Source organism: Rubritepida flocculans DSM 14296 (assembly GCF_000425365.1).
Lineage (GTDB): Bacteria > Pseudomonadota > Alphaproteobacteria > Acetobacterales > Acetobacteraceae > Roseococcus > Roseococcus flocculans.
Genome location: NZ_AUDH01000002.1, coordinates 240176 through 266480 on the forward strand (window position 1 = coordinate 240176; position 26305 = coordinate 266480).

Consider the following 26305-nt stretch of genomic DNA (forward strand, 5'->3'; position numbering starts at 1 on the left):
GCAGATTTCTATTTCAACCAGATGAAACCATGCGGTCAGAGCCAGCGCGCCACCGCCCAGGCCAGCGCCACCGGCAGGGCGGCCAGCAGGGCGAGCAGCACCGGCGCCTGCCAGCCTGCCCGTCGGCCCGTGAGGTGCGGCCCGAGCAGCACCACCAGCGGGGCGGTGGCGGCGATCCAGTCGGCCGGGGCGCCGCGCGCCAGCACGGGCCCCGCCATCAGCCCCGCCAGAAGCGGGGCGAGGGCGAGGCGCCCGGGCTCGGCCATCGCCGCGCCGGCGACCAGCAGCGGCAGGGCGGCGGCGGCCAGCACCAGCGCCAGCGGCCACCAGGGCCCGGGCGTGCTCGCGGCCCAGAGCGCGGCGGCCAGCGCCAGCACCGCCACCTGCCCGCGCCAGGGGCCCGCCGCCTCGCGGTAGAGCAGCGGCACGAGCAGCGCCAGCACGATCCAGACCGGGGCGGCGCGATGGATGTCCTGCGGCCAGAGCGGCGCGCCGGCCAGCCACCAGCCCCCCGCCACCGCCCCCGCCAGCAGCAGCGGCAGGGCGAGCCAGGTGCGCGGCAGCGCGGCCAGCAGCAGCGCCGCCCCCGCCGCCCCCGCCGCCAGAAGGGGCAGGCGCTCGGGCAATTGCCGGGGCGAGGCGCTGAGGCCCCCGAGCGTCACGACGAAGCCGGCCAGCGCCGCGACCGGCAGGGCGAGCCCCGCCCAGCCCGCGCCGCCCCGCACGCCCAGAAGCGCCGCGACGCCGAAGCCCAGCAGCAACGCCAGCAGCGCGCCCTCATGGGGCGCCAGCGAATCGAAGTTCATGACGGGGAGCTTGCCCGAGCCCCGCCCCGCCCCGCTATGCTGCGCCGCGCAAGCCGTCGCCCTCGCCGGGGCGCGCGGCGCGCAGAGCCACGGGGAATCGCATGGGCGAGACGCGCGTGAAGGTCTGGGATGGCTGGGTGCGGCTCTGGCACTGGTCCATCGTGCTGCTCATTCCGGTGAGCTACCTCACCGCCCAAGCGCAGAAATGGGACTGGCACTTCTATTCGGGCTACGCGCTGCTCACGCTCGTCTCCTTCCGCATCCTCTGGGGCGTCTTCGGGTCGGAGCCGGCGCGCTTCGCAACCTTCCTCAAGTCGCCCTTCGCGGCGCTCGCCCACCTCGCGCGCATCCGCCGCGAGGAGGGGCCGGACCGCGAGCTCACCCACAACCCCGCGGGCGGCTGGGTGGCGCTGGCGATGATGGCGCTGCTGCTCGCGCAGGCGGTGAGCGGCCTCTTCGCCTACGACCAGATCTTCACCTATGGCCCGCTGGCCCGGCAGGTGAGCGAGGAGACGCGCGACCTCGCGACCTCCCTCCACATCCGCGTGATCAATGTGCTGCTCGGGCTGATCGCGCTGCACATCCTGGCCATCGTCTGGTACCGGCTGATCAAGGGGCATGACCTGGTGCAGGCCATGATGATCGGCACCAAGCCCATGCCCGAGGGCACGCGCGCGCCGCGCATGGCCCCGCCGCTGCTGGGGCTCGCGCTCTTCGCGCTCTGCGCGGCGGTGGTGCTCTACATCCGCAGCTTCGGGGATTATTGAGACGGGCGGCATGACATGCCGACCGTATCGCGCGCAGGGTTGGTGTGGCGGCTGCGCGCCAAAACAAAGGCATAGCAGCGGCCGCACCGGCCCCTCAGGAGTCGAGATCAGCGGCCGCTGGTATGAGACGGGCGGCCGCCTGCGCGGCGGCCTATTCCGCCGCGATCTTCGCCCCCTCGCTCATGGCGAGCTGCAGCACGCCCTCGCGCGTCTGCGGCAGCTTGCGGCCGAGGAGCTGCTCGGCCACCTGGTTGCGCAGGATCTGCGCGGTGCCGCCGGCGATGGGGAACATCCGCGCATCGCGCACCGCGCGCTCCATCGGGTTGTCGCGCGAGTAGCCGGCCGCGCCCCAGAGCTGCAGCGCCATGTTCGTGACCTCGACGGCGGAGTCGGCGGCCAGCACCTTCGCGCGCGCGGCCATCAGCCGGTCGGGGAAGCCGTTGGGGCCGGCGCTGGCGGCGGCCTGCCAGATCAGCGCGCGGCTCGCCTCGAGCTTGATGGACATGTCGGCCAGCATCCAGCCCACGCCCTGGAACTCCGCGATGGGGCGGCCGAACTGGCGGCGGCGCTGGGCGAAGGCGAGCGCATGCTCATAGGCGCCGGCGGCGATGCCGAGCGCGGCGGTGGCCGCGCCCACGCGCTGGCCGTTGTAGGCGTCCATCAGCTTGCCGAAGCCGCGCTTGAACCCGCCGGGGGCGCGCAGCACCATGTGGTCGGGCACCTCGAGGTCGCGGAAATGCAGCTCCGCCTCGGGCATGCCGCACAGGCCCATGGAGGGGATGCGCCGCGCCACCACGAGGCCGGGCGGGTCGTTCTCGCCGTGGCGGACGACGAGGAAGCCGCCGATGCCCTGCTCCACCCCGTCCTCGATGGCGCGGGCGAAGATCAGGTGCAGCTTCGAGACGCCGCCGCCGGTGATCCAGTGCTTCACGCCGTTGATGATCCAGCGGTCGCCGCGCTTCACGGCGGTGGTGGTCATCTCGGTGGCGGCGGAGCCGGCCTCGGGCTCGGTGATGCAGATGGCGGGCTTGTCCCCGGCCAGCACGAGCCCGGCCGCGAGCTTCTTCTGCGCCTCGGTGCCATAGGCCATGACGGCGCCGATCGCGCCCATGTTGGCCTCCACGGCGATGCGCCCGCACACGGCGCAGGCCTTGGCGAACTCCTCCACCACCAGCACCGCGTCGAGGTAGCTGCCGCCCCGGCCGCCCCAGGCGCGCGGGATGGTGAGGCCCATGAAGCCCCCCTCCGTCATGCGGCGCACCATGGGCCAGGGATACTGGCCGGTGCGGTCCGTCTCGGCGGCCTGGGCGGCGGCCTCCTGCGCCATCTCGCGCGCGGCGCCGCGCAGGTGCTCCTGCTCGGGCGTGAGGGTGAACATGGGCGCTATCCTCCGAGGCGCGCCTCCATGGTGGAGCGCGCCGCCGCGTCCAGTCTGAGCGCCGCGCCGAAGCGGTCAAGCCAGGCGCGCTCGGCGGGGCTGATCTCGCCCATGGCGACGAAGGCGGCGGCGTAGAGCTGGGCGGCCAGCATCGGGTCGCGCGCGGCGCGGGCCAGTTCCTCGATGGTCGCGGGGCGGTCGAACTCGGCCAGGACGGCGTCGCGCTCGGGGCCGGTGAGGCCGGCGGCGTCGAGCTGGGCGGCGATGGCCTGGCGCTCCTCGCGGTCCAGCGCGCCATCGGCCTTCGCGGCGGCGATCATGGCGCGGAGGATGAGCCGCGCCTCGGCCTGCTCGGCCAGCGGCTCGGGCGCGGCGGGGGCGGGGCGGGGCGCGGTCTCAGGCAGGCGGCGCGGCGGCGCGACGGGCGGGAGGGGCTTGCCGGGCGCGGCGCCGCCCGGGGCAGGGGATGGCGGCGGGGCGGGGCGCTGGGATTTGGCCAGCGCCTCGGCGGCGATGCCCGCCAGCGCGCCCAGCGCGCGGCCGATCTGGCGCGTCTCGGTCTGGGTCAGGCCGAAGGGGCCGCTGCCGCGGCGCGCCGCGGGGGCGCGGCGGCGGGGCGGGCGGGCCGCCCCGGTGAGCACCGCGCCGAGGATGCGGCCCAGATCCATCGGGGCCTCAGGCCTCGACCTGCTCCACCGCCAGGACTTCGGGGATGTAGTGGCGCAGCATGTTCTCGACGCCGTGCTTGAGCGTGGCGCGCGAGGAGGGGCAGCCCGAACAGGCGCCCTGCATCTTCAGCTTCACGATGCCGTCGCGGAAGCCGCGGAAGACGATGTCCCCGCCATCGCCGGCCACGGCGGGGCGCACGCGGCTGTCCAGCAGCTCCTTGATCTGGGCCACCGTCTCGGCGTCGGCCGGCTCGAAATCCTCGGCCAGCGCCTCCTCCAGCCCCTCGATCACGGGCAGCCCGGCGAGGAAATGCTCCATCACCGCGCCCAGCACCTGGGGCCGGAGCGCCTGCCAGTCCGTCTCGTCGGTCTTGGTGATGGTGACGAAATCCGCGCCCAGGAACACCCGCGCCACGCCGGGCAGCGCGAAGAGGCGCGCGGCGAGCGGCGAGCGGGCGGCGTCCTCGCCCGCCACGAAATCGGCGGTGCCGGCCGCGCCCATCACCTCCCGGCCGGGCAGGAACTTGAGCGTGGCGGGGTTGGGGGTGCTTTCGGTCTCGATGAACATGGCGGTCCTGGCGGTCCTTGATCCCGGACAGATGTTGTCCGCTTTGCCCGGCGATGCAAGCGGGCGCGGCTGGCATGGCGGTTGCGAGGCCCATGGCGCGACCCCCCCCGGAGTGCCGCCATGCTGCACGATCCCATCCGCCTCTCCTTCGGCATGCGCCCGCACCATGCCGAGCCGCCGCCCGATGGCGGCCCGCCGCTGGACGGCGACCAGGCCCTGCCCATCCCGGGGCGGATGAGCTTCGACGAGTTCCTGCAGGGGCTCAATCCGCTGCACCATGTGCCGGTGCTGGGCATGGTTTACCGGGCGGCGACGGGGGCGGAGATCCATCCCGTCATGCGCATCGCCGGGGCGGCGGCGGTGGGCGGGCCGGCGGGTCTGTTCCTGGGCGTGCTGGGCGCGATCGTCGAGCTCTCGCAGCCGCTGGAGCGGCTGGCGGCGGCGCGGGCCGGCCGGCCCGACCCCTGGCTGGCCGCGCCCGAGGGGCAGGAGGGCGCCTCGCCGCGCAGCGTGGCCGAGGCCTACCGGCGCTGGTCCCAGTTCGCCTGAGCCCGGGCGCCGAAGATGGCGCTGCCCACCCGCACATGGGTGGCGCCCTCGGCGATGGCCGCCTCGAAATCCCCGCTCATGCCCATGGAGAGCACGGAGAGCCCCTCGCGCGCCGCAAGCCCGGCGAGGAAGGCGAAATGCGGCCGCGGATCCTGATCCACCGGCGGGATGCACATGAGGCCCCTGACCGGCAGGCCCCATTCCTCCCGGCAGGCGCGCAGGAAATCCCGCGCCTCGGCGCGGGCGACGCCGGATTTCTGCGGCTCCTCGCCGGTGTTCACCTGCACGAGGCAGTCGGGGCGGCGGCCCTCCTTCGCCATGGCCTCGGCGAGCGCGGCGGCGAGCTTCGGGCGGTCCAGGCTCTCGATCACGTCGGCGAGGCGCACCGCCTCGCGCGCCTTGTTGGTCTGCAGCCCGCCGATGATGTGCAGGCGCAGCCCCGGATGGGCGGCGCGCAGGGCGGGGAACTTGGCGGCGGCCTCCTGCACGCGGTTCTCGCCGAAGACCATCTGCCCCGCGGCGAGGGCGGCCTGCACCGCCTCCGCCGGATGCGTCTTGGAGACGGCGACGAGGGCGACGCTGCCGGGCGGGCGGCCGGCGGCGGCGGTGGCGGCCTCGATTCGCGCGCGAATCCGGGCGAGGTTGTCGGCGATGTGCTTCCACATGCCGCACAGGATAGGCCCGCGCGGGCGCGACGCCAGCGTGCCCCGGCTGTGGCTGCTGAGCGACCCCGCCCGGCTGCCGGACCCGCTTCCGCTGATGGCGCGGCTGCCGCGCGGGGCGGCGGTGCTGCTGCGCGGGCCCGCGCCAGGGCTGGCGGCGGCGGCGGCGCGCCGGGCGCGGGCGCGCGGCCTGATGCTGATCCTGGCCGGGGAGGGGCGGGGGGCGCTGGCCGCAAGGGCGGGCCTGCATGTGCCGGAGCATCGCCTGATGCGGCATTTGCTCCCCTTTCTGATGATGCGCAGGCATGCGGGGCCGCGCGCGCGCCCGCTGCTCAGCCTTGCGGTGCATGGCCGGGCGGGGGTGGCGCGGGCGCGGCGGCTTGGCGCCGATGCGGCGCTGGTCTCGCCCGTCTTTCCCACGGCGAGCCATCCGGGCGCCCCCGCGCTGGGGCCGCTGCGCTGGGCGGCGCTGGCCCGGGCCCTGCCCTGCCCGGCGGTGGCGCTGGGCGGGATGTCGGCGCGCCGGGTCCGGCGTCTGCCGCGGCGGCTCTGCGCGGGCTGGGCGGCCATCGGGGCCTGGGCGGGCGCGGCGTGATCTGTGGCGTGTCCGCCACAGTGTCTCAAGGAAGTCGCGGCCGGCCTGCATCCCCGGTTGCCCGCGCGTAACCCCCCAACGCATAGTCCGGCGCGGACCCGGCGATTCCCGCGCCCTGTCATGCCGTCGGCGCAGGCCAGGCGAGGGGCGGGGGTCGCAACTCCCACCAGCAATGGGGGAGGGGGTCAGGGGAACAAGCCGGGCGCGCCCGGCGCGTGAGGAGAGTTGAACATGCGCAAGATTTTGCTGGGCACGACGGCGGTCGTGACGGCGGTTCTGGCGGGGGCGCCCATGGCTTCCGCGCAGCAGGCGCCCACGGTCCGCATCGGCGGCTCGATCCAGGCCTATGCCGGCTACATCCAGCAGTCGGGCAGCTTCTCGCAGCCCGGCACGAACTACACGATGCAGGCCTTCGCCGGTCAGCCCGGCGCGCTGACGGTCAGCACGCCGACCGGCACGGCCATCATCCCGAACAACCTAGCCGCCTCCGGCGTCGGCAACCATGCCCGCCTCGGCAAGTTCGACTTCATCGCCATCCCGACGGTGAACGTGATCGTCTCGGGCAAGCTGGCGAACGGCCTGACCTATGGCGGTCAGGTGGACATCGTCTTCAACAACGAGTCGCGCGCCATCCTGCCGGGCTCGACCAACGCGCTCGGCACCTCGCGCACCGCGGCCGCGATGGACGAGGCCTATGTGTTCGTGGCGCATCCGCGCTTCGGCCAGGTCCGCTTCGGTGACGAGGACGGCGTGATGGGCGGCCTGATGAACTCGGGCTGGATCACGGGCTTCGGCACGGGCGGCGTGCTCGGCATCTGGGAGAACTTCCAGACCCGCCAGGGCGGCAACCGCACCCAGACGGCGCCGGGCGGCCTCGGTGACAACACCAAGATCGTCTACATGACGCCGCAGTTCTTCGGCTTCGACTTCGGCGTGAGCTATGCGCCGAACCTCGGCACCGGCGGTCAGCACGGCTGCCCGAACGACACCAACACCGGCCTCTGCGACCGCTCCTACGCCTTCAGCGGCGCCACCAGCGCCGGCATCCCGGCCCGCGGCGGCGAGCTCGGCGTGCGCCGCAACGAGTGGCAGACCGCCCTGCGCTACCGCGGCAACTTCTCCGGCGTGGGCGTCTCCGCCACGGTGGGCTGGATCTACGGCAACGCCGCCAAGGATCTGACCGACCTCGGCGCGCAGCGTCGCACCATGTCCGACCTGAACATCTGGCAGGTCGGCGCGCAGGTCTCCTACATGGGCGCGACGCTCGGTGCGATGTACCAGCGCGGTGACTTCAACTTCTTCTGGGGCAACCCGGTGCGCGGCGACCGCACGGGCGAGCAGCTCGTGCTCGGCGCCCAGTACACCAACGGCCCGATCACGGTCGGCGTGAACTACACGAACACGCTGGTCGAGGGCGGCGCCCGCTTCGGCTTCAGCTCCAGCACCGGGCTGATGACGCGCGGCGTGCCGGGCGTGTCCTCCACGGGCGCGCTGCAGTCCACCAACCAGGCGATGATGCGTCGCTGGGGTCTCGGCATCGGCGGCAACTACCGCCTGGCGCCCGGCCTCGACCTGATCGCCGAGTACGTCTACCACTCGATCCGCGAGCGCGGTCGCGACCTCGACGCGGGCCGCGCCGGCATCCAGGACCGGATGTTCACCAACACCTTCATCCTCGGCACCCGCCTCGCCTTCTGAGGCGGGGCTTCCCGAGGGGAAGTTCCGGGGGCGGCAGGCCACTGCCGCCCCTTTTCTTTTGTCCGGCGCCTCGCTAATCCAGCGCCCTATGCGCGCCACCGCCCGAATCGCCCTCGCCCTCTCCGCCACGGCCCTGCTCGCCGCCTGCGGGGGAGGCCGCCTCGTGGGCAACGAGGAATACGGCACCGACAACCAGCGCGAGATGATCCTGCGGCAGACGGGCCGGAACCCCGCGGACGCCGGCATCGTCATCTTCGGCGTGGACCGCTCCCGCCAGCAGGAGCAGGCCTCCGGCGGGGCCGGCATGGCCGTGAACGCCTTCCTCTGGCGCGCCACTCTGGACACGCTCTCCTTCATGCCGCTGGCCAGCGCCGATCCCTTCGGCGGCGTGATCATCACCGACTGGTATTCGCCGCCCGGCGCGCCCGGCGAGCGCTTCAAGGCCACCGCCTATGTGCTGAGCCGGCAGCTCCGCTCCGACGGGGTGCGCGTGCAGGTGTTCCGCCAGGTGTTGCGCGGCAACCAATGGGTGGATGCGCCGGCCTCCGCCGCCACCAACGCCGAGTTCGAGGACCGGGTGCTGGCCCGCGCGCGCGAGCTGCGCACCCAGTCCGCCGGGCGCTAGGCCAGGAACGGATTTCGCGGATCATGGCCTGGCCTTCGCCGAGAGGGCGATTCGCCGCTGCGGCGACTCCGCCTTCGCGGATCGCGCCCTAGCCGCCCCCGCAGCCGCGGCGGCGCAGCCCGCGCGGCGCGCCGGCCTCGGGCGCGCGCAGCAGCGTGATCACGCAGGCCGCGTAGTCGCGCGTGAAACGCCAGTCCCCGACCGCCGAGTGCCCGCGCGCCGGCCCCTGCGGCCAGAGCGCGAGGGTGGGCGCGCGCCGCTCCGCCGCCAGCTCGGCCACGGCGCGGGCGCGCTGGCCGGGGTCGGGGTCGAACTCGTCCTCCTCGAACAGCATCACCAGCAGCCGCAGCGGCGTCTCCCGCAGCCCGGCCAGGGCGCGGCGGAAATCCTCGAGCGCCAGGGCCTGGGTCTCGGTCGAGGCCCCCATCTCGCCATGCGCGGCCGGGGCGGCGGCCAGCACCGCCTCCACCAGATCGGGCCGCTGCGCCGCCGCCAGCATGGCCTGCCAGCCCCCGCGCGACTGCCCGCCCAGGATCACGCGGCGATAGCCGGCCTCGCGCAGCAGGGGCAGGGCGCGCACCAGGCGCGGCAGGGTGAGGGCCAGCGCGTCGTCGCCCGGCACGCGGTCGAAGCGGAGGATGTCGTAGCCCGCCTCGTTCAGCGCGGTCAGGAAGCCGGGCAGGGGCGCGCCGCGCATCTCCTCCCCGGCCCCGCCATAGCCATGGCCCCAGACCACCACCCCCTCCGCGGCGGCGGGCCCGCGGTGCAGGTGGAAGGCGCTGCGGGTGAAGGGACCGAGCGCGCCCTGCTCGGCCGGAATCGCCGGGCCGCCGATGATGCGCCCATCGCTCGCCAGCAGGCGGCAGGGCGCGTGCAGCGGCTGGCGCAGGCGGCGAAGCTGGCGCTCGCAGCCTGCCATGGCCTCGCGCTCCGCCTCCTCCGGGCTCGCGCGGCCGGAGGCCAGCGCCCAGGCGGCGCGCCCATCCTCCCCCTGGGCGAAGGCGAAGGCGGCGTGCGGCGCCGCGCCCCGATAGTGCTGGGTGAAGCCGATGGCGAGGCTCGCGCTCGGCAGCCCGCCGGGCGTGGGGATGCTGGCCGCGGAGAAGACGCGGCGATGCGCGCCCTCATCCCCCGCGCGGGCGGCGACGGGCAGAAGCAGCAGCGCGAGGAGGAGGGCGAGGCGGCGCACCTGCCGGAGTTTGGGCGCCCGTGGGCCCGGCGCAAGGCGTGCGCCGCTACTCCGCCCGGTAGGCGAGGCGGAAGCCGCCCCAATGCCGCCCGCGCACCAGGATGGGGGCCGAGCAGTCCTTCATCAGCGCCACCTGCCCGCCGCCCATGTCCCGGCGGTAGGCCTGGAGCAGGAAGGGCTTGCGGTTGCGCGCCGCGCCGAGGCCGGTGCGGTCGTCGAAGATGCGGCGGTTGCGGCAGTTCGCCGTGTTCCAGGCCGTCTCGCCCGGGCGCTGGGGCTGGCTGAACTTCGCGTTGTGCGTGGGCAGATAGCCGTTGCGGTCCACCGCGGCGGCGAAGACCACGCGCGGGTCGAGGCCGAGCAGGGGCTCCTGCACCGGCGGCAGCAGCCGGTCGGTCAGCGCCGTGAAGCCGGCGAGAAGCTGGGGCGGGTCGGTCCCGGGGAGGGGGCGATAGGCCTCGTCGAACAGGGCGGCCTCGGTGATGTCGCCGGCGGCGAGGGCGGCCTCGAACAGGCGGCCGACCTCGGCGGCCGCGGCCTGCGCGGCGCGGATGAAGGGGGAGTCCTCGGTCTCGACGCCGGCGGCGGCCATCTCCTCCATCAGCGCCTCGGAGATGTCGCGCAGGGTCTCGCCGCGCTGGGCGGCTTGGGTCACCTCCTGCGCAAGGGCGGCGGTGACCTGCGCCTGGGCGGCGATGCCGGTGCGCATGGCGGCGGCCTCCGCCCCCGCCGCGGCCGCGCCGCCGGCCATGGCGGCCACCTCCTCGCCGGCGCGCTGCACGCTCTCGGCCAGGGCGGCGAGAGCGGCGGCGGCCTCGGCGCCCGTGGCCTCCTCGCGCGCGGCGGAGAGCGCGGCCTCGGCCCGGCTGGCGCTGCCGGCCATGGCGGCGGCCCCCTCCGCCACCCGGGCCGCGGCGGCGTCGAGCCGGCCGGCCTCCTCGGCCGCGGCGGCGAGGCCCTGGCGCAGCGCGGCGAGGGAACCGGCGATGTCCGCCACCTGGACGGACACGGCGCCGAGCCGCCCCGCGACGCGCGCGAAGCCGGCGGCGGAGGCCTGGGAGTCGGCAAGATCGAAGGGAGCCATGCCGCCCCATGGCATGGCCGGCCTTTCCCGGCGGTTAAGTCCATGTCATTCATGCGGATGAGCGATTGTTCACTACGATATTCACCATGATGTAGTGCACGCTTCCCGCCTCCGCAGGGTTCCCCATGCCGCACCCCCTCTCCGTCGCCGATCTCCCCGCCCCCGCCGATCCCTTCGGCGCGCGCCTCGCCGCCGCCCTGCCGGGCCTGTCGCCCGCCGCGCGGCGCGTGGCCCGCTTCCTGCACGAGAACCGCGCCCTCGCCCTGGCGCTGAGCGCCATGGAACTGGCCGCGCGGACCGGCACCTCCGATGCGACGGTGGTGCGCACCGTCCAGGCGCTGGGCTTCGCCGGGCTGCCCGAGCTCCGGCGCGCCCTGGCCGAGGCGCTGGCCGCCCCCCCGCCCGATCCGGGCGAGGCGATGCGCCGCACCCTGGCCGAGGCCGGCGAGGACGCGGCCCGGGCGATGGACATGGTGCTCGAGACCCAGCGCGAGGCGCTGGAGGCGCTGGCCCGGCCGGAGGCCCGCGCCACGCTCCGCGCCGCCGTCGCCGCGCTGCACCCGGCGCGGCGCATCCTCGTCTTCGGCCTCGGCCCCTCGGCCGCGCTGGCGCGCCTGCTCGCGCTGCTGCTCGGCCGGGCGGGGCGTGCCGCCCGTGCGCTGGACGCGAGCGGCCTCGCCCTCGCCGACCAGATGCTCGATCTCGCGCCCGGCGACGCGCTGCTGGTGCTTGCCTATGGCCGCGCCTACCGCGAGGTGGCGGCGCTCTTCGCCGAGGCGCGCCGCCTTGCGCTGCCGCTGGTGCTGGTGACCGACAGCCTGGACCGCTCCCTCGCCCGGCACGCCGATGTGGTGGTGCCCGCGCGGCGCGGACGCGCCCGCCGCGTGGCCCTGCACGGCGCGACGCTGGTGGCGCTGGAGGCCATCGCGCTCGGCCTCGCCGCCATGGACGGCCCGCGCGCCCTGGCCGCCCTCGACCGGCTGAACGACCTGCGTGCCGCCATCGCGGGGGGCGCTCGGATGTCGGCTGACCCCCGAACGCCCCGCCCCAGGAGAGACCGGGCATGAGCTGGATCGAACTCGCCCCCACCGTGGGGGCCGCCTTCCTCGCCTCCCTCGTCGAATGCGTGGAGGCGGCGACCATCGTCCTCGCCGTCGGCACGGTGCGGGGCTGGCGCTCGGCGCTGGCGGGAACCGGGCTTGCGCTGGCGGCGCTGGTGGCGCTGGTGGCCGCGCTCGGCCCCGCGCTCGCGCATCTGCCGGAGAGGGCGCTGCAGCTCGTGGTCGGGCTGCTGCTGCTGCTGTTCGGGATGCGCTGGCTGCGCAAGGCCATCCTGCGCGCGGCGGGCGTGATCCCGCTGCACGACGAGGAGGCGGTGTTCCGCAGCGAGACGGCGAATCTCCGCCTCGCGCGCGCCACCGAGCGCTGGGGGGTGGAGCCCATCGCCACCGCCACCGCCTTCAAGGGCGTGCTGCTCGAGGGGGTGGAGGTGGCCTTCCTGGTGCTGGCCGTGGCCGCGGGCAGCCCCGCCCTGGTGCCCCCCGCCGCCCTGGGCGCCCTGGCCGCGGCGCTGCTGGTGACGCTCGCGGCCCTGATCCTGCACCGCCCGCTCTCGCGCGTGCCGGAGAACACGCTGAAGTTCAGCGTGGGCGTGATCATCTCCGCCTTCGGGATCTTCTGGACGGGCGAGGGGCTGGGCATCGCCTGGCCCGGGCATGACCTTGCGCTGATCGGCATCGCCGCGGCGCTCCTGGCCGCGGGGCTGGCGGGGGTCCGCCTCGCCGCGGCGCCCCTTCGCATGCGGGAGGCCGGGTGATGGGAATGCTGCGCGCCATCCTGCACGAGATCGTCGGCCTCTTCGTGGACGATGAGGCGCTGGCCCTGGCCCTGCTGCTCTGGTGCGCCGCCATCGGCGCGGCCGTGCTGCTGCTGCCGGGGCTGCCCGTCCCGCTCGCCGCCGCCCTGCTGCTGGCCGGCTGCCTGGCCATCCTGCTCGGCACCGTCGCGCGGGCAGCGCGCAGGCGGCGATGAGCGCGGGCAGCGCGCAGGCGGCGATGAGCGCGGGCGGCGACGCGCGCCGCCCGGGCGCCTACCGCCGCGCGATGGCGAGCAGCGCCTGCCGCGCGATCAGCGCATCGGGCAGGCCGGTGGTCTTGGCCTGGCGCTCGGCGCGCAGCAGCGCGTTGCCCAGCGCCTCCAGCCGCGCCGCGTTCCAGCGGCGCAGCGCCCGCTCCAGGGCGGGCTTGTGCCGCCAGAACACGGGCGGGCGCAGCGCGGCGATCGCCTCGGCGGGCGGGGCGCCGCGCTCCACCGCCAGCGCCGCGAGGTGCAGCCGCTGCACATGGCGCAGCGCGGCGCGGATCACCTGCACTGCGTTGCTTCCCTCCGCGAAGGCCTGGGCGATGGCGCGATCGGCCGCCGCCACCTGCCCCTCGGTCGCGGCGAGCAGCGCCTCCTCGAGGTCGAGCGCCGCGCCCTCGCCCAGCAGGGCCATGGCGTGCTCCACGGTGATCGCCTCGCCCGGCGCGGCGTGCAGCGCCAGCACCTCGAGCTGGCGGCGCAGCGCCATGCGGTCCTCGCCGCCGCGCTCGGCCAGCCAGTCCAGCGCCGCGGGCTCGGCCCGCGCGCCGAGCTCGGCGAGGATGCGCTGGATGGAGGCGGCGAGGTCCCGCCCGCGCTCGGCGTAGCATTCGACGATCTGCCCGCGCGGGTCCTTCTCGATCAGCGCGCGCAGCTTCGAGGCCTTGGTGAGCCCCGGCCCCTCGAACACCACGAGCCCCGGCCCCGGCCCGGCGAGAACGAGGCGCGCGGCCTCTGCCCAGGCGTCCTTCGCATCCCGCACGCGCAGCGCCATGCGCCCGCCCATCAGGGGCGTGGCGGCGGCGGCATCCGCCAGCGCGCGGGGATCCTTCAGCGCCTCGCGCCCCGGCTCGGCCACGCAGAGCGCATCCCCGCCCGAGACGGCGCGCAGCAGCGCCTCGGCGCGCTCGGCGATCAGCCCGGAATCGTCGCCCAGCAGCAGCACGGCGCGGCAATCGGGCGGCGGGGCGGCCAGGAACTCCGCGAGCCGCCGCGGATCGAGCCGGCCGGCCATGGGCCCTCAGCCCTGGGCGGCGAGGCGCTGGCGCAGCCGCGCCGCCACGGCGAGCGTGATGCGCTCGCCGAGTTCCTGCACGATGCGCCGCTCCATGTCGTCGCGCGAGACCTCGGCGGCGAAGAGCTGCACGTCGGGGATGTTGTAGGAGTCGAGGGTGCGCACCTCGCCGCGCCCGATCAGGCTGGGCGGCGCGGCCGTGTCGGTCAGCGCCCAGGTGCCGGTGGCGATGTAGCGCACCCGGGTGGGCAGCCCGTCGCGCCGGATGCCCAGCACCTCGACCGTGTAGCCGAGGCTCGCGATCAGGGTGTAGCGCTGCGGCGTGCCGGGCAGCCGGTCCTCGAAGCTGCGCTGGAGCTGGCGGCGCAGGAGCTGGCCCACGCGCTCGGGAATTTCGGCCACGCGCACCGCCGCCATCTCGCGCACCAGGCGCGGCTCGCTCGGCGTCTCGGCCGGGCGGCGTTCGCCGTCCGGGCCGTAGAGCGGGCGGAAGCCGCAGCCGCCGAGCGGGGCCAGCGCCCCGAGCAGGAAGGCCCTACGCCACAAGGTTCACCACCCGCCCCTTCACGTGGATGCGCTTGCGCACCGGCTTGCCGTCGAGCGCGCGGATCACGTTGGGCTCGGCCTCGGCGAGCGCGAAGACCTGCTCGTCCGTCGCGTCCACGGGCACCTCGATGGTGGCGCGCAGCTTGCCGCCCACCTGCACGGCGAGGGTGAGCGTCTCGGCCGCCAGCAGGGCGGGGTCGGCCTCGGGCCAGGGAAGCCGGGCGAGGAGCCCCGCGCCGGGGTTCAGCGCGTGCCAGATCTCCTCGGCCAGATGCGGCATCATCGGCGCGAAGAGGCGCGTCATCGTCTCCAGCGCCTCGCGCCGCGCGGCCAGCGGGGCGGAGGGGCTGTCGGCGATGGCGTTGGCCAGCTCGTGGATGCGCGCCACCGCCACGTTGAAGGCGAAGCCCTCCAGCGCCTCGGTCACGGCGGCGATGGTGCGGTGCGTGGCCTGGCGGAGCTTGCGGCCCGCCGCCTCGTCCGGCGCATCGGCCTCCTGCAGCGACTGGGCGAGACGCCAGAGGCGGCCGATGAAGCGGCTGGCGCCGGCCACGCCGGCCTCGCTCCACTCCATGTCGCGCTCGGGCGGGTTGTCGGAGAGGATGAACCAGCGCGCCGTGTCCGCGCCGTAGCGGTCGATGATCGCGCCGGGATCCACCGTGTTGCGCTTGGACTTGGACATGGCCTCGACGCGGCCGATGGTCACGGGCTCCTCCGTGCCCTTCACCACCGCGGTGCCGTCGGGGCGCTTCTCCACCTCGTCGGGGTAGAGCCAGCGGCCATCCGCGCCCTTGTAGCTCTCGTGCTGCACCATGCCCTGGGTGAAGAGGCCGGCGAAGGGCTCGTCGAGCGCCACATGCCCCGTGGCCTTCATCGCGCGGGTGAAGAAGCGGCTGTAGAGCAGGTGCAGGATCGCGTGCTCGATGCCGCCGATGTACTGGTCCACCGGCAGCCAGGCGTCCACGGCCTCGCGCGTCACCGGCTCGGCCGCGCGGGGCGAGCAGAAGCGCGCGAAATACCAGGAACTGTCCACGAAGGTGTCGAAGGTGTCCGTCTCGCGCCGTGCGGGGGCGCCGCAGCGCGGGCAGGGAACGTGCTTCCAGCTCGGATGGTGGTCCAGCGGGTTGCCGGGCTTCGAGAAGTCCACATCCTCCGGCAGCCGCACGGGGAGCTGTTCCTTCGGCACCGGGACGATGCCGCAGGCCTCGCAGTGGATCACCGGGATGGGGCAGCCCCAGTAGCGCTGGCGCGAGACGCCCCAGTCGCGCAGGCGCCAGTTCACCACGCCGCGGCCCGCGCCGAGCTCCTCGAGCCTCGCGATGGCCGCGCGCTTGGCCGCGGCCACGTCGAGCCCGTCGAGGAAGCCCGAGTTGACGATCACGCCGTCCTCGGTGAAGGGCTTCTCGGCCACCGAGAAATCCTCCCCCGCCTCGCGCGGCTTCACCACGGGCTTGATGGGCAGCCCGTATTTCCTGGCGAATTCGTGGTCGCGCTCGTCATGGCCGGGGCAGCCGAAAAGCGCGCCCGTGCCGTATTCCATCAGCACGAAATTCGCGATCCAGACCGGGTGGGTCTCGCCAGTGAAGGGGTGGACGACGCGCAGGCCCGTGTCGTAGCCGCGCTTCTCGGCCTGCTCGATCACCGCCTCGCTGGTGCCCATGGCGCGGCACTCGGCGATAAAGGCGGCGGCGGCCGGATCGCGCGCCGCGACGGCGGCGGCGATCGGGTGCTCGGCGGCCACCGCGAGGAAGCTCATGCCGAAGAGCGTGTCGGGGCGGGTGGTGAAGACTTCGCACTCCGCAATGCCGGCCACCGGCGTCGCCAGCCGGAACGCGAAGCGCGCGCCCTCGCTGCGGCCGATCCAGTTGGCCTGCATGAGCTTCACGCGCTCCGGCCAGCGCGCGAGCGTGCCGAGCGCCTCGAGCAGTTCCGGCGCGAATTTGGTGATGGAGAGGAACCACTGGCTGAGCTTCTTCTTCTCCACCGGCGCGCCGCTGCGCCAGCCGCGCCCGTCGATCACCTGCTCGTTGGCCAGCACCGTGCCGTCCACCGGATCCCAGTTGACCCAGCTCTCCTTGCGCTCGACGAGGCCGGCCTCGAGGAAGTCGAGGAACAGCTTCTGCTGCTGGCCGTAGTATTCGGGGTCGCAGGTGGCGAATTCGCGCTCCCATTCCAGGGAGAGGCCCATGCGCTTCAGCTCGGCGCGCATGTTGGCGATGTTGTCGTAGGTCCATTTCCCGGGATGGATGCCGCGTTCGCGCGCCGCGTTCTCGGCGGGCAGGCCGAAGGCGTCCCAGCCCATGGGGTGCATCACCAGATGCCCGCGCGCGCGCTTGTAGCGGGCCACCACGTCGCCCAGCGTGTAGTTGCGCACATGGCCCATGTGGATCTTCCCCGAGGGGTAGGGGAACATCTCCAGCACGTAATACTTGCGCGCGCCGGGCGGGGGCACGTCGGGCACGCGGAAGCAGCCGGCCTCCTCCCAGGCGCGCTGCCATTTCGGCTCGGCGGCGCGGAAGTCGTAACGGCTCTCGGGGCGCGTGTCGGCGTGAGGGGGCGCGGGTGTGTCGGGCATGCTCGGGACGCGGAAGGGAAATGGCTCGGCCCCCCTGTAATGCAGAACGGCGCAAACGGGAAACGCCCGGCGATTCCCCCTTGATCGGGCGGGCGGGCTGTGGTTCATGCCGCCCACCCTGCCGCCGGCGCTGGCACGCCCGCGGCTATGCCCGTTTGCGCGCCCCGATCCCCGGGGCCTGGGGCTGAGCATCCACAGGGAGAGATCATGCCGCTCTACGAATGCGTGTTCATCGCGCGCAACGACGTCACCCAGCAGCAGGTCGAGGCGATCGCCGACCAGATGGCCGCCGTGCTCGGCGAGCAGGGCGGCGAGGTGAAGAAGCGCGAATACTGGGGCCTGCGCGGCCTCGCCTACCGCATCAAGAAGAACCGCAAGGGGCACTACATGCTCCTCGGGATCGACGCGCCGCCGGCCGCCATGCAGGAGGTGGAGCGCCAGCTCGGCCTGCACGAGGACGTGTTGCGCGAGATGACCATCCGCGTCGAGGCGATCGAGGAGGCGCCCTCGGCCATCCTCGCCAAGCGCGGCGAGGAGCGCGAGCGCGGCTTCCGCGGGCCCAAGCCGGCCGGGCGCTTCGCCTCCGGCCGCGGCCGCGGCGGCGATGACCGCGAGGAGTTCCGCGCCCGCCCGCGCGACGAGCTCGACATGTCCATGAACGAGGAGGTCTGAGCCGATGAGCGAGAGCCTCGAGCCTAACATCGCCAACCGCCGCCCCGCCGTGGGGGCGCGCCGGCCCTTCTACCGCCGCAAGAAGTCCTGCCCCTTCTCCGGCCCCAACGCGCCAAAGATCGACTACAAGGACGTGCGGCTGCTCTCCCGCTTCCTCAGCGAGCGCGGGAAGATCGTGCCCTCGCGCATCACGGCGGTGAGCGGCAAGAAGCAGCGGGAACTCGCGCAGGCGATCAAGCGCGCGCGCTTCCTCGCGCTGCTGCCCTACGTCATCAACGACTGAGCGGGCGGGACGGGAGCCGGGCGCCGTGAGCGGTGCGGGACAGGCGGGCCAACCGGGCCAGGCGGCGATGCTCGCCGCGGGCGCGGCCGGGCTCGTCTCGGCCGTGCTGGCGCTCTGGGCCATGCGGGGGCTGCCCTTCGGCGCGCTGCTGCTGTGGCTCGCGCCGCTGCCGCTCTTCGCGGCCGCCTCGGGCTTCGGCCCGCGCGTGGCCTGGGGGGCGGCGGGCATCGGCGCGCTGGCGGTGGCGATCGGCAGCAACAGCCTGGGGGCCGCGCTCTACCTCGGCGCCTTCGCCCTGCCGGCGGCGCTGATCGCGGCCACCGCCTTCCCGGGCGGCGCGCCGGCGGGCCGGCTCGACCTCTCCACGCCGCTCGCGCTGCTCGGCCTGTGGCCGACGCTGGTGCTCGCCCTGGTCGCGCTCATGGTGAGCGACCTCGAGGGCGCCATGCGCGAGGCGGTGAGCCAGGGGGTGCGCCGGATGGGCGTGCCGCTGGCCGAGGAGATGATCGAGCAGATCGCCCGCGTGAAGGCGGCGGCGGTGGGGTTCTGGACGGCGCTGCTCATGCTCGGCAACGGGCTGGCGGGGCAGCGGCTGATGGAGCGGCAGGGCCTTGCTCTCGCGCCGCTGCCCGAGGCCGACGACCTGCGCCTGCCCGGCTGGTACGCGCCGCTGCCGCTGCTGGCGCTGGCGGCCTGGGCGGCCTTCGGCGGCGTGCTGACCATCTCGGCGCTGCTGATCCTGCTGATCCCCTTCTTCCTGCTCGGCGTGGTGGGGGTGCACCGGCGGCTGCGCGGGCGGGCAGGGCGGCTGGCCTTTCTCGCCGGCTTCTACCTGCTGATGCTCCTCTTCCTGCAGATCATGGCCCCGCTGCTGGTCGGCGTGGGCCTGTTCGACCAGTTCCGGCGGCGCGCCGCGCCGTCCAACCCGACGTGAACTCCGATCCCGAAAGGGCGTGCCATGATTGAACTGATTCTGATGCAGCGCGTGGAAAAGCTCGGCCAGATGGGCGAGCTGGTGAAGGTCAAGCCCGGCTACGCGCGCAACTACCTGCTGCCGCAGGGCAAGGCCATCCGCGCCACCAAGGCGAACATCGCGCAGTTCGAGGCGCAGCGCGCGCAGCTCGAGGCGCAGAACCTCAAGCGCCGCGAGGAGGCCGAGCGCGTGGCCGAGCGCATGGAGGGCCTCTCCGTCGTGCTCATCCGCTCGGCGGGCGAGAGCGGCAGCCTCTACGGCTCCGTCTCCGCGCGCGACATCGCGGAGGCCTGCAAGGCCGCGGGCCTCAACATCTCCCGCCAGCAGGTGCTGCTGGACGCGCCGATCAAGACGCTCGGCCTCTCCACCGTGCGCGTGGAGCTGCACCCGGAGGTGCTGCTGCCCGTTGTGGTGAACGTGGCGCGCAGCCCCGAGGAGGCCGAGAAGCAGGCGCGCGGCGAGGAGATCGTCCGCGAGGAGGAGATCACCCTCGAGGAGGAGCTGGTCGCCGAGCTCGGGGCCGCCACGCGCGAGTGATCCGGCCGGCCTCGGCCGGGCGGCGAACAGGGGGCGGTGCGCGGGCGCGCCGCCCTCTTTCGCGTTGCCCCTTTCGCGTTGCCCCTTTCGCGTTCTGGGGGGGCAAGAAACGTCAGCTATATTGACGTAATTGCCGCCGCGCGCGAGCCTCCCGCGCATGGACGCGCCGCTCGCCCTGATGGGCTTCGCCATCGCCACCTCGGCCACGCCGGGGCCGAACACGCTGATGGTCTCGGCGGCGGCGGCGCAGGTCGGCCTGCGGCGGCTGGCCCCGCACATGATGGGCGTCACGCTCGGCTTTCCGGCCATGATGCTGGTGATCGGGCTCGGGCTGGAGGCGCCCTTCCAGGCCCTGCCCTGGCTGCATGGGCTGCTGCGGGCGGCGGGCAGCGCCTGGCTGCTCTGGCTCGCCTTCCGGATCGCCACCGCCCCGCCGCCGGGCGAGGGGCCGGCGCGGCCGCCGCTCGGCTTCTGGGGAGCGGTCGCCTTCCAGTGGATCAACCCCAAGGCCTGGATGATCGCGCTGGCCGCCGTGCCCGCCTTCACCAGCCCGGCCGCGCCCATGCCGCCGCAGGTGCTGCTGCTGGCCGCCATCTTCGCCGCCTGCACCCTGCCGACGCTCTGGCTCTGGGCGGTGATCGGGGTGGGCGCGCGCCGCCTGCTCGCCACGCCGCGCCAGGCGCGCGCCTTCAATGCGAGCATGGCGCTGCTGCTGGTGCTGAGCCTGGTGCCGGCCTGGCTGTAGGCCCGTCCGAGCGCCATGCGGCGGAAAAGGCCGGCGGCCGCGCCGGACCTCTCCTGCTCCTGGCGGAGAGGCGCGGGCCGCCCCGCCGCCGCCGGGGCCGAGCTTGCCCTCCGGCGCGGGGCGGGGCATCAGGGCCGGCCCGCCGATGCCGCTTTCCACCCTCCTGCCGATCCTGCTGCTCGCGCCCGGGCTCGCCCTCGTCTCGGCGCTGGCGGTGCGGGCGATGATCGCGCGCCCCATCCTGGACCACCCCGATGCGCGCAAGGCCCATGCGCGGCCCACGCCCAAGGGCGGCGGGGTGGGGCCGGTGCTCGCTTTCGTGCTGGGGATGCTCGCGCTCTACCACCTCATCCCGCTGAGCCCGGCGGCCGAGACGCGCTATGTCGGCGTCATCCTGGCGGCGGTGGCCATCGCGGGCATCGCGCTGTGGGACGACGTGAAGGATTTCCGCTTCGTCGTGAAGCTGGCCGCGCAGGGGCTGGCGGCGCTGGTGGCGATGGGCTCGGGGCTGGTGCTGACGCGGCTCTCCCTCCCCGGGCTCGGCCCGCTGGAGCTCGGGCTGCTGGGCTATGGGCTGACGCTGTTCTGGATCCTGGGCTGCACCAACGCGGTGAACTTCCTCGACGGGATGGATTCGCTGGTGGCGGGCGTGGTGATCATCGCCTCGGCCGCGCTGGCGGCGATCGCGGCCATCGAGGGCGCGTGGTTCGTGCACGCCGCGGCGCTGTTCCTGCTGGCGGGCTTCCTCGGCTTCCTGCCCTTCAACCTGCCGCCCGCGCGCATCTTCATGGGCGATGTGGGCAGCCAGTTCGCGGGCTTCATGCTGGCGGTGCTCGGGATCGCCGCCGCCGGCTTCGAGGAGAGCCAGGTGAGCTTCCTCATCGTGCCGCTGCTGCTGTTCGGGCTGCTGTTCGACGCCGCCTTCACGCTGGTCCGCCGCGCGCTCGCGGGCGAGCGGGTGAGCGCCCCGCACCGCAGCCACCTCTACCAGATGGCGCAGCGGGCGGGGATGCCGGTGCGGGTGGTGAGCGGCGCCCATGCCGGCTTCGCCCTGTTCCACGCGGGGCTCGCCTTCCTCTTTCTCGGCCTGGGGCCGGAGCAGAAGCCGCTGGTCGTGCTGCCGGCGCTGGCGGTGCAGCTCCTCTGGCTCGGCCTGGTGCTCGGGGCGATGCGCCGGGCCGGGATCGGCTTCCGCGACCGCTGATGCGGCCGGCGGCCGCGCCGCCCCGATCAGCCCCCCTCGCCGCGCTTCGCCCGCTCCGCCTCGCGCAGGTAATCCTCGGTGGTGCGGGTCGGCGGGCGCTCGCCGGCGGCGTAGGGGTCCATCCCGCCCAGCGTCGCCTCCACCACGCGGCAATCCTCGCAGAGATCGAGCACGGCGAGGCGCTGGGGGTCGGTGAACATCCAGTGCGCGCTGGCCGTCAGCTTCGCCTTCACGCGGGCGATGCTGGCCTTGGTCCCGAACAGCTTGTTGCAGCGCGGGCAGGCGGCCGGCTCCTCCTCCTTCACCACCACGGGCTGCGCGGCCTCGGGCGCGAGGTTGAGCCGGGGCTCGAGGGTGATCACCTTCTCCGGGCAGGTGGCGGCGCAGAGGCCGCACTGCACGCAGGCATCCTCCAGGAAGCGGAGCTGGGGCGTGTCGGGGTTGGCGGTGAAGGCGCTGGTCGGGCAGACCATGGTGCAGGCGAGGCAGAGGGTGCAGCCCTCCGTCGCCACCCTGGCGAGGCCGAAGGGCGCCTTCTCCGGCATGGGCAGGATGCCGGCCGGCGCGCCGCTGGCGGCGGCGAGCGCGCGGAAGGCCTGCTTCATCACCTCGCGCGGCTTGCCGAGCGGCAGGAAGCTGTCGGCCGTCCAGCCGGCGCGCAGCGGGGCGAGGGCGTAGAGGGCCTCGCCGAGCGCGAAGGGATCGTCCGTCTCGATGGCGGCGGCGCGGGGCAGGGGGGCGGCGAGGCCGAGCCCCGCCAGCGCGGCCTCGATGTAGCCGAGGTTGCGCAGCGCCCCCTCCACCCCGTGGCCGCGCCGGGCCGGCAGCAGCAGCCGCACCCCGGCTGCGCCCCAGGCGAAGGCGCCGGCCAGCAGGGAGAGATCCACCTGGCCCATCTCGTTCACGCGCAGCGGCAGCACCCGGGCGGGCAGCCCCTCGCCATGGCGGGCCAGCGCGTCCATCAGCGCCTCGCCATGCGCCTCGTCGTGCAGGAGGAGGATGCCGTCGCGCCCGCCCGCCTCGGCATAGCCCATCAGCAGGGCGCGCATCCGCCGGGCCAGCGCATCGGCGGGCGGCAGGGCGTAGGTGATGGCGCCGGTGGGGCAGACGGCGGCGCAGGCGCCGCAGCCGGCGCAGATTTCGGCGCTGACCTCGACGAAATCCCGCGTCGCGCCCTGCGCCCCCGGCAGGGCCGAGGCGGCGGGCGCGGCGGTGAGGGAGGTGATCGCCCCGGTCGGGCAGAGGTCGAGGCAGCGGGTGCAGCCGGTCCTGCGGTTGCGGGAATGGGCGCAGAGCCCGGCCTCCATCGTCACGAAGCGCGGCTTGTCGAAGGTGCCGACCAGCTCGCCCGCCGCCGCGACGGCCTTGGCCACCGCCGCCGCGTCGCGCGGGTCGGCGCGCAGATAGCCCTGGCGCACCTCATGGGAGGGGAAGAGCGGCGCCCGCCCCGTCAGGTCGAGGATGATGTCGCAGCGGCTCGTCGTGCCGTTCTTGCCCTCGCCCCAGAGGTAATGGGTGCGCGAGGCGGGCGAGGCGGCGGCGGCCTGGTCCACCGTCACGGTGAAGTTGCCGAGCCAGCCCGTCGCCCCCCGCGCCACGCCCTTGAGCACCGGGAACTCCACCCGCCGCGCGGGGGTGACGGCGGCCTCGCCCGTCAGCAGCACGGTGAGGTCAAGCTTCTCCTGCAGGGCGCGGGCGGCCTCCAGCGCCACCTCGTCGCGCCCCAGCACCAGGCACACGCCCTGGCTCTGCAGCGAGACGAGCGGCACGGGCGGCATGGGCACGGCGGCGGCGGCCAGCAGCCCGGCCATCTTGGGCCCGGCCTCGGCGCCCTCGCGGCTCCAGCCCGCCTGCTCGCGGAGGTTCACGAAATCCAGCGTGCCGGCGAAGCCCGCGGCCTCGGCCTCCTGCTGGAAGAGCGGCGCCTCCTGCGTGCAGGCCACGGTGACGGGCCGGCCCTGCTCCAGCGCGGCGAGGAAGCGGTCGAGCTGGCTGCGGCAGAGCTGCTCGGCGGTGCGCAGCTCCGCGCCGCGGGCCTGGCAGCCCCTGGAGAGGGCCTTGCCGTCCAGATCCATCGTGTCCTCGCAGGAGCAGACGAAGGCGATTCGGCTATCCGACATGATGGCTCTGGCTTTCTTCCCGGCGCGGCCCGCGCCGCCTATATGGCCCGCGAGTGACGCCCCGATAGATGGGAGGTGACGTGACCGCAAGCGAGGGCCTGCCGCCCCTGCCCAGCCTCTTCGCGCCGGTGATGCTGCGCGAGGGGGGCGATGCGCTCGCGCGCGCCGTGGAGCTCGCGCCCGAAACGGGGCCGGGCTTCGCGCCCACGCGCGGGGCGGGCACGCTGGTCTGGGTGCGCGCCTATGCCCGGGCCGAGGCCGCGGTGGTGCTGGAGCCCGAGCTGCCCTTCGCCGAGGCGCGGCTCGCCGTGCTCGCGGCCGGCAATGCGCTGGCCGATGCGCTGGCCGCCATCGCCCCGCCCGAGCGGCCGGTGCAGTGGCGCTGGCCCGGCCGGCTGCTGGTGAATGCGGGCGATGTGGGCGGGCTGCGCTGGGCCGCGCCCCCCGGCACGGCCGAGGACGCGGTGCCGGACTGGCTGGTGGTGGGCTTCGCCATCCGCATCGCCTGGCCCGAGGGCACCGTCACCGGCGAGCGCCCGGGCGAGACGGCCCTGCACGAGGAAGGCTTCGAGGACATCACCCCCGCCCTGCTGACGGAATCCTGGGCGCGGCACCTGATGGCCAATCTCGACGAATGGCAGGCGCGCGGGCCGCGCCGCGTCACCGAGAAATTCCTCGCCCGGCTGGCCGATCCCGCCGCGGAGAAGGGGCTGCGGCGCGGCATCAACCCCAAGGGCGCCGCCCTGGTGCTGGAGCGCGAGGGCGCGCGGAGGGAGCTGCCCCTCGCATGATCCTGCTGCTGCGCACCCTGCGCCTCGACGCCTCCGACACGCTGATCTTCCCCGCCGCGGCCGAGCCCGGGGAATGGGCGGTGCCCGGCGGCTTCGCCTTCTGGGACGACGCGCCGGGCAGCCTTTCCGGCAAGCGCCAGCAGGCCTTCCGGGCCGGCTTCCTCGGCCTCTCCTCCTTCGGCTGGTCCACGCTGGTGGAGGTGGCCGAGGCGAGCCCTGCCGAGCGCGAGGCGGCGCTCGCCGCGCTCGCCGCGCACATCCGCGCCGCCTATGGCGCGCCCGACGAGGCCGCCGCCCGCGCCGCGGCGGAGGAGGAGCTCGCCTTCGCCGCCTCGCTCTGCGAGGGGCAGGCGCCGGGCACGGTGCTCGCGCTGCACCGCAGCCACGACGAGACGGGCGCCCAGCGCGAGGCCTTCCGCACGCTGCACCGCCGCGAGACCCCGCATCGGGATTTCGGCGCGCTGCCCGTCTTCGCCATCGCCGCCGTGGAGGAGGAGGGGCCGGCCGAGCAGCCCGACCTCGCGGCGCTCATCAGGGCCAGGCCATGACGCTGCTCGCTCCCGGCGATTTCTGGGTCTCCTCCGGGCATCATCTCTGCGACGTGACGGAGGAGGGGCGGCTGCGCGCCACGCCCGATCTCTGGCGCGCCTTCCTCGCCAGGCCGGAGCTGATCCCGCCTCCCGAGGCCTGCGCGGCCGAGCGCGCCCTGCACGCGCGGCTGATGGAGGAGCCCCTGGCCGCGGTGGAGGCGCGCGGCCTTGCGGACCCGGACGCGGAGGAGAACTGGCGGCTCTTCCTCGGCTTCCGCGACCGGGTGGCGGCCCAGCCCACGCTGGAGGCCGCCTGGCTCGCGCTGTTCCGGGGGGATGTCTCGGGCATCCCGCCGCTCTTCCTGCAGATGCTCACCCATCTCGTCGCCCGCGCGGCGCTGGAAGGGGAGGGCGACGCCTTCACCCTGCGCGCCGCCGAATGCTTCTGGCGAACCCAGCGCGTCGCCATCACCCAGGGCGCGACCTTGCTGGCGGACGAGGAGGTGGTGGACATGAAGCACCGGGACGGCGACCTCGGCGCGCTGGGGCGGCTGCTGGTGGAGGCCGGCGCGCCGCCCCGCGAGGTGGAGCTGGACGTGCTCTCGGAGGAGAACGCGCCGGGCTACAAGGCGCGCTCGGACGCGCACGACATGGCCCTCGACATCGCCGAGAACCGCCCCGGCCAGCACGGCCTCGCGCGCGCGCTGGAGCGCTTCATTCTGCACCTCTTCGGCGAGCGGGTGAGCATCCGCCCCGTCCCTGTCATCGAGGACCGGCACTGGACCTGGCATGTGGGGCTGGACGCGGAGGCCACGCGCATCGCCAACGCGCTGTGGGACGGAAAGCAGGTGAAGCAGGCGGACCTGGCGAAGATCCTCTGGCTCGGCGTGCTGGAGTTCGCCGACCCCTCGCGTGTGCTGAAGCGGGTGCAGGGGCGGCCCGTCTATCTGGCGCTGGCGATGGACGCGGCGCAGCGGGTGCGGATGAAGCCGCAGAACCTCGTCCCGGGCCTGCCCCTGGTGGCGGCGGAGAAGGCGGCCTGATGGACGCGCTTCCGCCCGAGCTCGAGATTCCCGTGGCGATCCTGGCCGAGCGCCGGCCCGGCGCCACCCCCTGGCAGGAGCATGTCTGGCGCGCCGCCGCCGTTCTGGAGGAGGCGCCGCCCGTGCCCCCCTGGACGAAGCTGCGCGAGGAGGCGGGGCGGGAGCTCTTCTTCGCCGGCACGGCCCCGGTGCGGCTGCACCGCACCGACACGCCGAACTACCGCGAGAACCTGACGGCGGCCGAGCCGCGCCTTTGGGCGCTGCTGCGCGAATCGGGCGCGGGGATGGAGCTGGCGGCGGTGACGGTGGACCCCGGCGAGGCCGAGGTGCTGGCCGAGGATCCGCGTGCGCTGCTGGAGGCGCTGCCCCTGCCGCCCGGGCTGCAGGCGCTGCTCGCCGCCTTCGTGGCGCAGCACCATGTCGAGCGCGAATTCCACAAGCGCAAGCGCGACCGCCAGGATCCCGATTCGCTCGGCCGGAGGGGGCGGGTGTGAGGGGCGTGGCGGCTGCGCGCCGCGGGGTGGCGCATCTTCCCGCGGCGCGGAGGGTTGGCGTGGCGGCTGCGCGCCGCGGGGTGGCGCATCTTCCCGCGGCGCGGAGGGT

Annotated in this window: 29 protein-coding genes; 18 read left to right on the forward strand and 11 right to left on the reverse strand. The window is 74.7% G+C overall.

The window, feature by feature from the left end:
• Nucleotides 1-35: 35 nt before the first annotated feature.
• Nucleotides 36-806, reverse strand: coding sequence for a hypothetical protein (locus H596_RS0103700; protein WP_027283753.1), 771 nt, complete (start codon nucleotides 804-806; stop codon nucleotides 36-38).
• 101 nt (nucleotides 807-907) lie between these two features.
• Here H596_RS0103700 and H596_RS0103705 point away from each other — a divergent pair, with 101 nt between their 5' ends.
• Nucleotides 908-1573 (forward strand): cytochrome b/b6 domain-containing protein, encoded by a 666-nt coding sequence (locus H596_RS0103705; RefSeq protein WP_027283754.1) that lies wholly within the window; start codon nucleotides 908-910, stop codon nucleotides 1571-1573.
• Between the two features lie 151 nt (nucleotides 1574-1724).
• Here H596_RS0103705 and acdA read toward each other — a convergent pair whose 3' ends face one another.
• From acdA to H596_RS0103720, 3 genes are read right to left on the reverse strand one after another with little or no spacing between them, the layout of a single operon-like run.
• Complete coding sequence (gene acdA / locus H596_RS0103710) at nucleotides 1725-2951, reverse strand: 3-sulfinopropanoyl-CoA desulfinase (RefSeq protein ID WP_027283755.1); 1227 nt, start codon at nucleotides 2949-2951, stop codon at nucleotides 1725-1727.
• A gap of 5 nt (nucleotides 2952-2956) precedes the next feature.
• On the reverse strand, nucleotides 2957-3619 hold the full coding sequence (locus tag H596_RS22710; RefSeq protein WP_051212310.1) for a DUF533 domain-containing protein: 663 nt from the start codon (nucleotides 3617-3619) through the stop codon (nucleotides 2957-2959).
• 7 nt (nucleotides 3620-3626) lie between these two features.
• Complete coding sequence (locus H596_RS0103720) at nucleotides 3627-4187, reverse strand: NifU family protein (protein WP_027283756.1); 561 nt, start codon at nucleotides 4185-4187, stop codon at nucleotides 3627-3629.
• 120 nt (nucleotides 4188-4307) lie between these two features.
• On the opposite strand from H596_RS0103720, the gene H596_RS0103725 reads away from it, so the two are divergent.
• Nucleotides 4308-4736 carry a hypothetical protein gene (locus tag H596_RS0103725; protein WP_027283757.1) on the forward strand — a complete coding sequence of 143 codons (429 nt, stop codon included), beginning with the start codon at nucleotides 4308-4310 and terminating at the stop codon, nucleotides 4734-4736.
• Here H596_RS0103725 and H596_RS0103730 read toward each other — a convergent pair.
• On the reverse strand, nucleotides 4709-5401 hold the full coding sequence (locus H596_RS0103730) for a YggS family pyridoxal phosphate-dependent enzyme (protein ID WP_027283758.1): 693 nt from the start codon (nucleotides 5399-5401) through the stop codon (nucleotides 4709-4711). The genes H596_RS0103725 and H596_RS0103730 overlap by 28 nt on opposite strands.
• On the opposite strand from H596_RS0103730, the gene H596_RS0103735 reads away from it, so the two are divergent.
• The 3 genes from H596_RS0103735 to H596_RS0103745 all read left to right on the forward strand — a co-directional run bounded on the left by H596_RS0103735 (nucleotide 5400) and on the right by H596_RS0103745 (nucleotide 8316).
• The gene (locus H596_RS0103735) at nucleotides 5400-5993 is read left to right on the forward strand and encodes a thiamine phosphate synthase (protein WP_051212312.1); all 594 of its coding nucleotides are present in this window, start codon (nucleotides 5400-5402) and stop codon (nucleotides 5991-5993) included. The two genes, H596_RS0103730 and H596_RS0103735, sit on opposite strands and share 2 nt — an antisense overlap.
• A gap of 231 nt (nucleotides 5994-6224) precedes the next feature.
• A complete protein-coding gene (locus tag H596_RS0103740; protein ID WP_027283760.1) occupies nucleotides 6225-7691 on the forward strand; it encodes a porin in 1467 nt (488 codons plus the stop codon).
• Between the two features lie 88 nt (nucleotides 7692-7779).
• Nucleotides 7780-8316 carry a DUF3576 domain-containing protein gene (locus tag H596_RS0103745; RefSeq protein ID WP_037299854.1) on the forward strand — a complete coding sequence of 179 codons (537 nt, stop codon included), beginning with the start codon at nucleotides 7780-7782 and terminating at the stop codon, nucleotides 8314-8316.
• 88 nt (nucleotides 8317-8404) lie between these two features.
• On the opposite strand, the gene H596_RS22715 is transcribed toward H596_RS0103745, so the two are convergent.
• The gene (locus H596_RS22715; RefSeq protein ID WP_027283762.1) at nucleotides 8405-9505 is read right to left on the reverse strand and encodes an alpha/beta hydrolase; all 1101 of its coding nucleotides are present in this window, start codon (nucleotides 9503-9505) and stop codon (nucleotides 8405-8407) included.
• 46 nt (nucleotides 9506-9551) lie between these two features.
• A complete protein-coding gene (locus tag H596_RS24335; RefSeq protein ID WP_051212314.1) occupies nucleotides 9552-10589 on the reverse strand; it encodes a hypothetical protein in 1038 nt (345 codons plus the stop codon).
• 125 nt (nucleotides 10590-10714) lie between these two features.
• Here H596_RS24335 and H596_RS19935 point away from each other — a divergent pair, with 125 nt between their 5' ends.
• Genes H596_RS19935 through H596_RS0103770 form a run of 3 tightly spaced genes read left to right on the forward strand, consistent with a single transcriptional unit; the run spans nucleotide 10715 to nucleotide 12620 of the window.
• Complete coding sequence (locus tag H596_RS19935) at nucleotides 10715-11656, forward strand: MurR/RpiR family transcriptional regulator (RefSeq protein ID WP_051212316.1); 942 nt, start codon at nucleotides 10715-10717, stop codon at nucleotides 11654-11656.
• Nucleotides 11653-12405: a TMEM165/GDT1 family protein gene (locus H596_RS19940; protein ID WP_051212318.1), complete on the forward strand. Its 753-nt coding sequence runs from the start codon at nucleotides 11653-11655 to the stop codon at nucleotides 12403-12405. The genes H596_RS19935 and H596_RS19940 overlap by 4 nt, the downstream gene beginning before the upstream one ends.
• Complete coding sequence (locus tag H596_RS0103770; protein WP_051212320.1) at nucleotides 12405-12620, forward strand: hypothetical protein; 216 nt, start codon at nucleotides 12405-12407, stop codon at nucleotides 12618-12620. The genes H596_RS19940 and H596_RS0103770 overlap by 1 nt, the downstream gene beginning before the upstream one ends.
• 58 nt (nucleotides 12621-12678) lie before the next feature.
• Here the strand turns inward: H596_RS0103770 and holA are convergent, their stop codons facing one another.
• Genes holA through leuS form a run of 3 tightly spaced genes read right to left on the reverse strand, consistent with a single transcriptional unit; the run spans nucleotide 12679 to nucleotide 16804 of the window.
• A complete protein-coding gene (gene holA, locus H596_RS0103775) occupies nucleotides 12679-13683 on the reverse strand; it encodes a DNA polymerase III subunit delta (RefSeq protein ID WP_027283764.1) in 1005 nt (334 codons plus the stop codon).
• A gap of 6 nt (nucleotides 13684-13689) precedes the next feature.
• The gene (lptE, locus tag H596_RS0103780) at nucleotides 13690-14229 is read right to left on the reverse strand and encodes an LPS assembly lipoprotein LptE (protein WP_027283765.1); all 540 of its coding nucleotides are present in this window, start codon (nucleotides 14227-14229) and stop codon (nucleotides 13690-13692) included.
• Nucleotides 14219-16804 carry a leucine--tRNA ligase gene (leuS, locus tag H596_RS0103785; RefSeq protein WP_027283766.1) on the reverse strand — a complete coding sequence of 862 codons (2586 nt, stop codon included), beginning with the start codon at nucleotides 16802-16804 and terminating at the stop codon, nucleotides 14219-14221. Before leuS ends, lptE begins: the two co-directional genes overlap by 11 nt.
• 207 nt (nucleotides 16805-17011) lie before the next feature.
• Between leuS and rpsF the strand changes: the two genes are divergently transcribed.
• The 6 genes from rpsF to H596_RS0103815 all read left to right on the forward strand — a co-directional run bounded on the left by rpsF (nucleotide 17012) and on the right by H596_RS0103815 (nucleotide 21218).
• On the forward strand, nucleotides 17012-17476 hold the full coding sequence (gene rpsF / locus H596_RS0103790; protein WP_027283767.1) for a 30S ribosomal protein S6: 465 nt from the start codon (nucleotides 17012-17014) through the stop codon (nucleotides 17474-17476).
• A gap of 4 nt (nucleotides 17477-17480) precedes the next feature.
• Nucleotides 17481-17759 (forward strand): 30S ribosomal protein S18, encoded by a 279-nt coding sequence (gene rpsR, locus H596_RS0103795; RefSeq protein WP_027283768.1) that lies wholly within the window; start codon nucleotides 17481-17483, stop codon nucleotides 17757-17759.
• A 25-nt stretch (nucleotides 17760-17784) separates the two neighbouring features.
• A complete protein-coding gene (locus tag H596_RS0103800; RefSeq protein WP_156910022.1) occupies nucleotides 17785-18693 on the forward strand; it encodes a hypothetical protein in 909 nt (302 codons plus the stop codon).
• A gap of 24 nt (nucleotides 18694-18717) precedes the next feature.
• On the forward strand, nucleotides 18718-19269 hold the full coding sequence (gene rplI / locus H596_RS0103805) for a 50S ribosomal protein L9 (RefSeq protein ID WP_027283770.1): 552 nt from the start codon (nucleotides 18718-18720) through the stop codon (nucleotides 19267-19269).
• 157 nt (nucleotides 19270-19426) lie between these two features.
• Entirely contained in the window at nucleotides 19427-20014 is a 588-nt protein-coding gene (locus H596_RS0103810; protein WP_027283771.1) for a LysE family translocator, read from the forward strand.
• 145 nt (nucleotides 20015-20159) lie between these two features.
• Complete coding sequence (locus tag H596_RS0103815; protein ID WP_027283772.1) at nucleotides 20160-21218, forward strand: glycosyltransferase family 4 protein; 1059 nt, start codon at nucleotides 20160-20162, stop codon at nucleotides 21216-21218.
• 26 nt (nucleotides 21219-21244) lie between these two features.
• On the opposite strand, the gene H596_RS0103820 is transcribed toward H596_RS0103815, so the two are convergent.
• The gene (locus H596_RS0103820) at nucleotides 21245-23338 is read right to left on the reverse strand and encodes a 4Fe-4S dicluster domain-containing protein (RefSeq protein WP_027283773.1); all 2094 of its coding nucleotides are present in this window, start codon (nucleotides 23336-23338) and stop codon (nucleotides 21245-21247) included.
• An 80-nt stretch (nucleotides 23339-23418) separates the two neighbouring features.
• On the opposite strand from H596_RS0103820, the gene H596_RS19945 reads away from it, so the two are divergent.
• Genes H596_RS19945 through H596_RS0103840 form a run of 4 tightly spaced genes read left to right on the forward strand, consistent with a single transcriptional unit; the run spans nucleotide 23419 to nucleotide 26196 of the window.
• The gene (locus H596_RS19945; protein WP_051212325.1) at nucleotides 23419-24129 is read left to right on the forward strand and encodes a biotin/lipoate--protein ligase family protein; all 711 of its coding nucleotides are present in this window, start codon (nucleotides 23419-23421) and stop codon (nucleotides 24127-24129) included.
• Nucleotides 24126-24677 (forward strand): DUF6505 family protein, encoded by a 552-nt coding sequence (locus tag H596_RS19950; RefSeq protein ID WP_037299860.1) that lies wholly within the window; start codon nucleotides 24126-24128, stop codon nucleotides 24675-24677. Before H596_RS19945 ends, H596_RS19950 begins: the two co-directional genes overlap by 4 nt.
• Nucleotides 24674-25702 carry a DUF6352 family protein gene (locus tag H596_RS0103835; protein ID WP_027283774.1) on the forward strand — a complete coding sequence of 343 codons (1029 nt, stop codon included), beginning with the start codon at nucleotides 24674-24676 and terminating at the stop codon, nucleotides 25700-25702. The genes H596_RS19950 and H596_RS0103835 overlap by 4 nt, the downstream gene beginning before the upstream one ends.
• Nucleotides 25702-26196 carry a DUF3305 domain-containing protein gene (locus H596_RS0103840; RefSeq protein ID WP_037299862.1) on the forward strand — a complete coding sequence of 165 codons (495 nt, stop codon included), beginning with the start codon at nucleotides 25702-25704 and terminating at the stop codon, nucleotides 26194-26196. The genes H596_RS0103835 and H596_RS0103840 overlap by 1 nt, the downstream gene beginning before the upstream one ends.
• The last annotated feature ends 109 nt before the right edge of the window (nucleotides 26197-26305 follow it).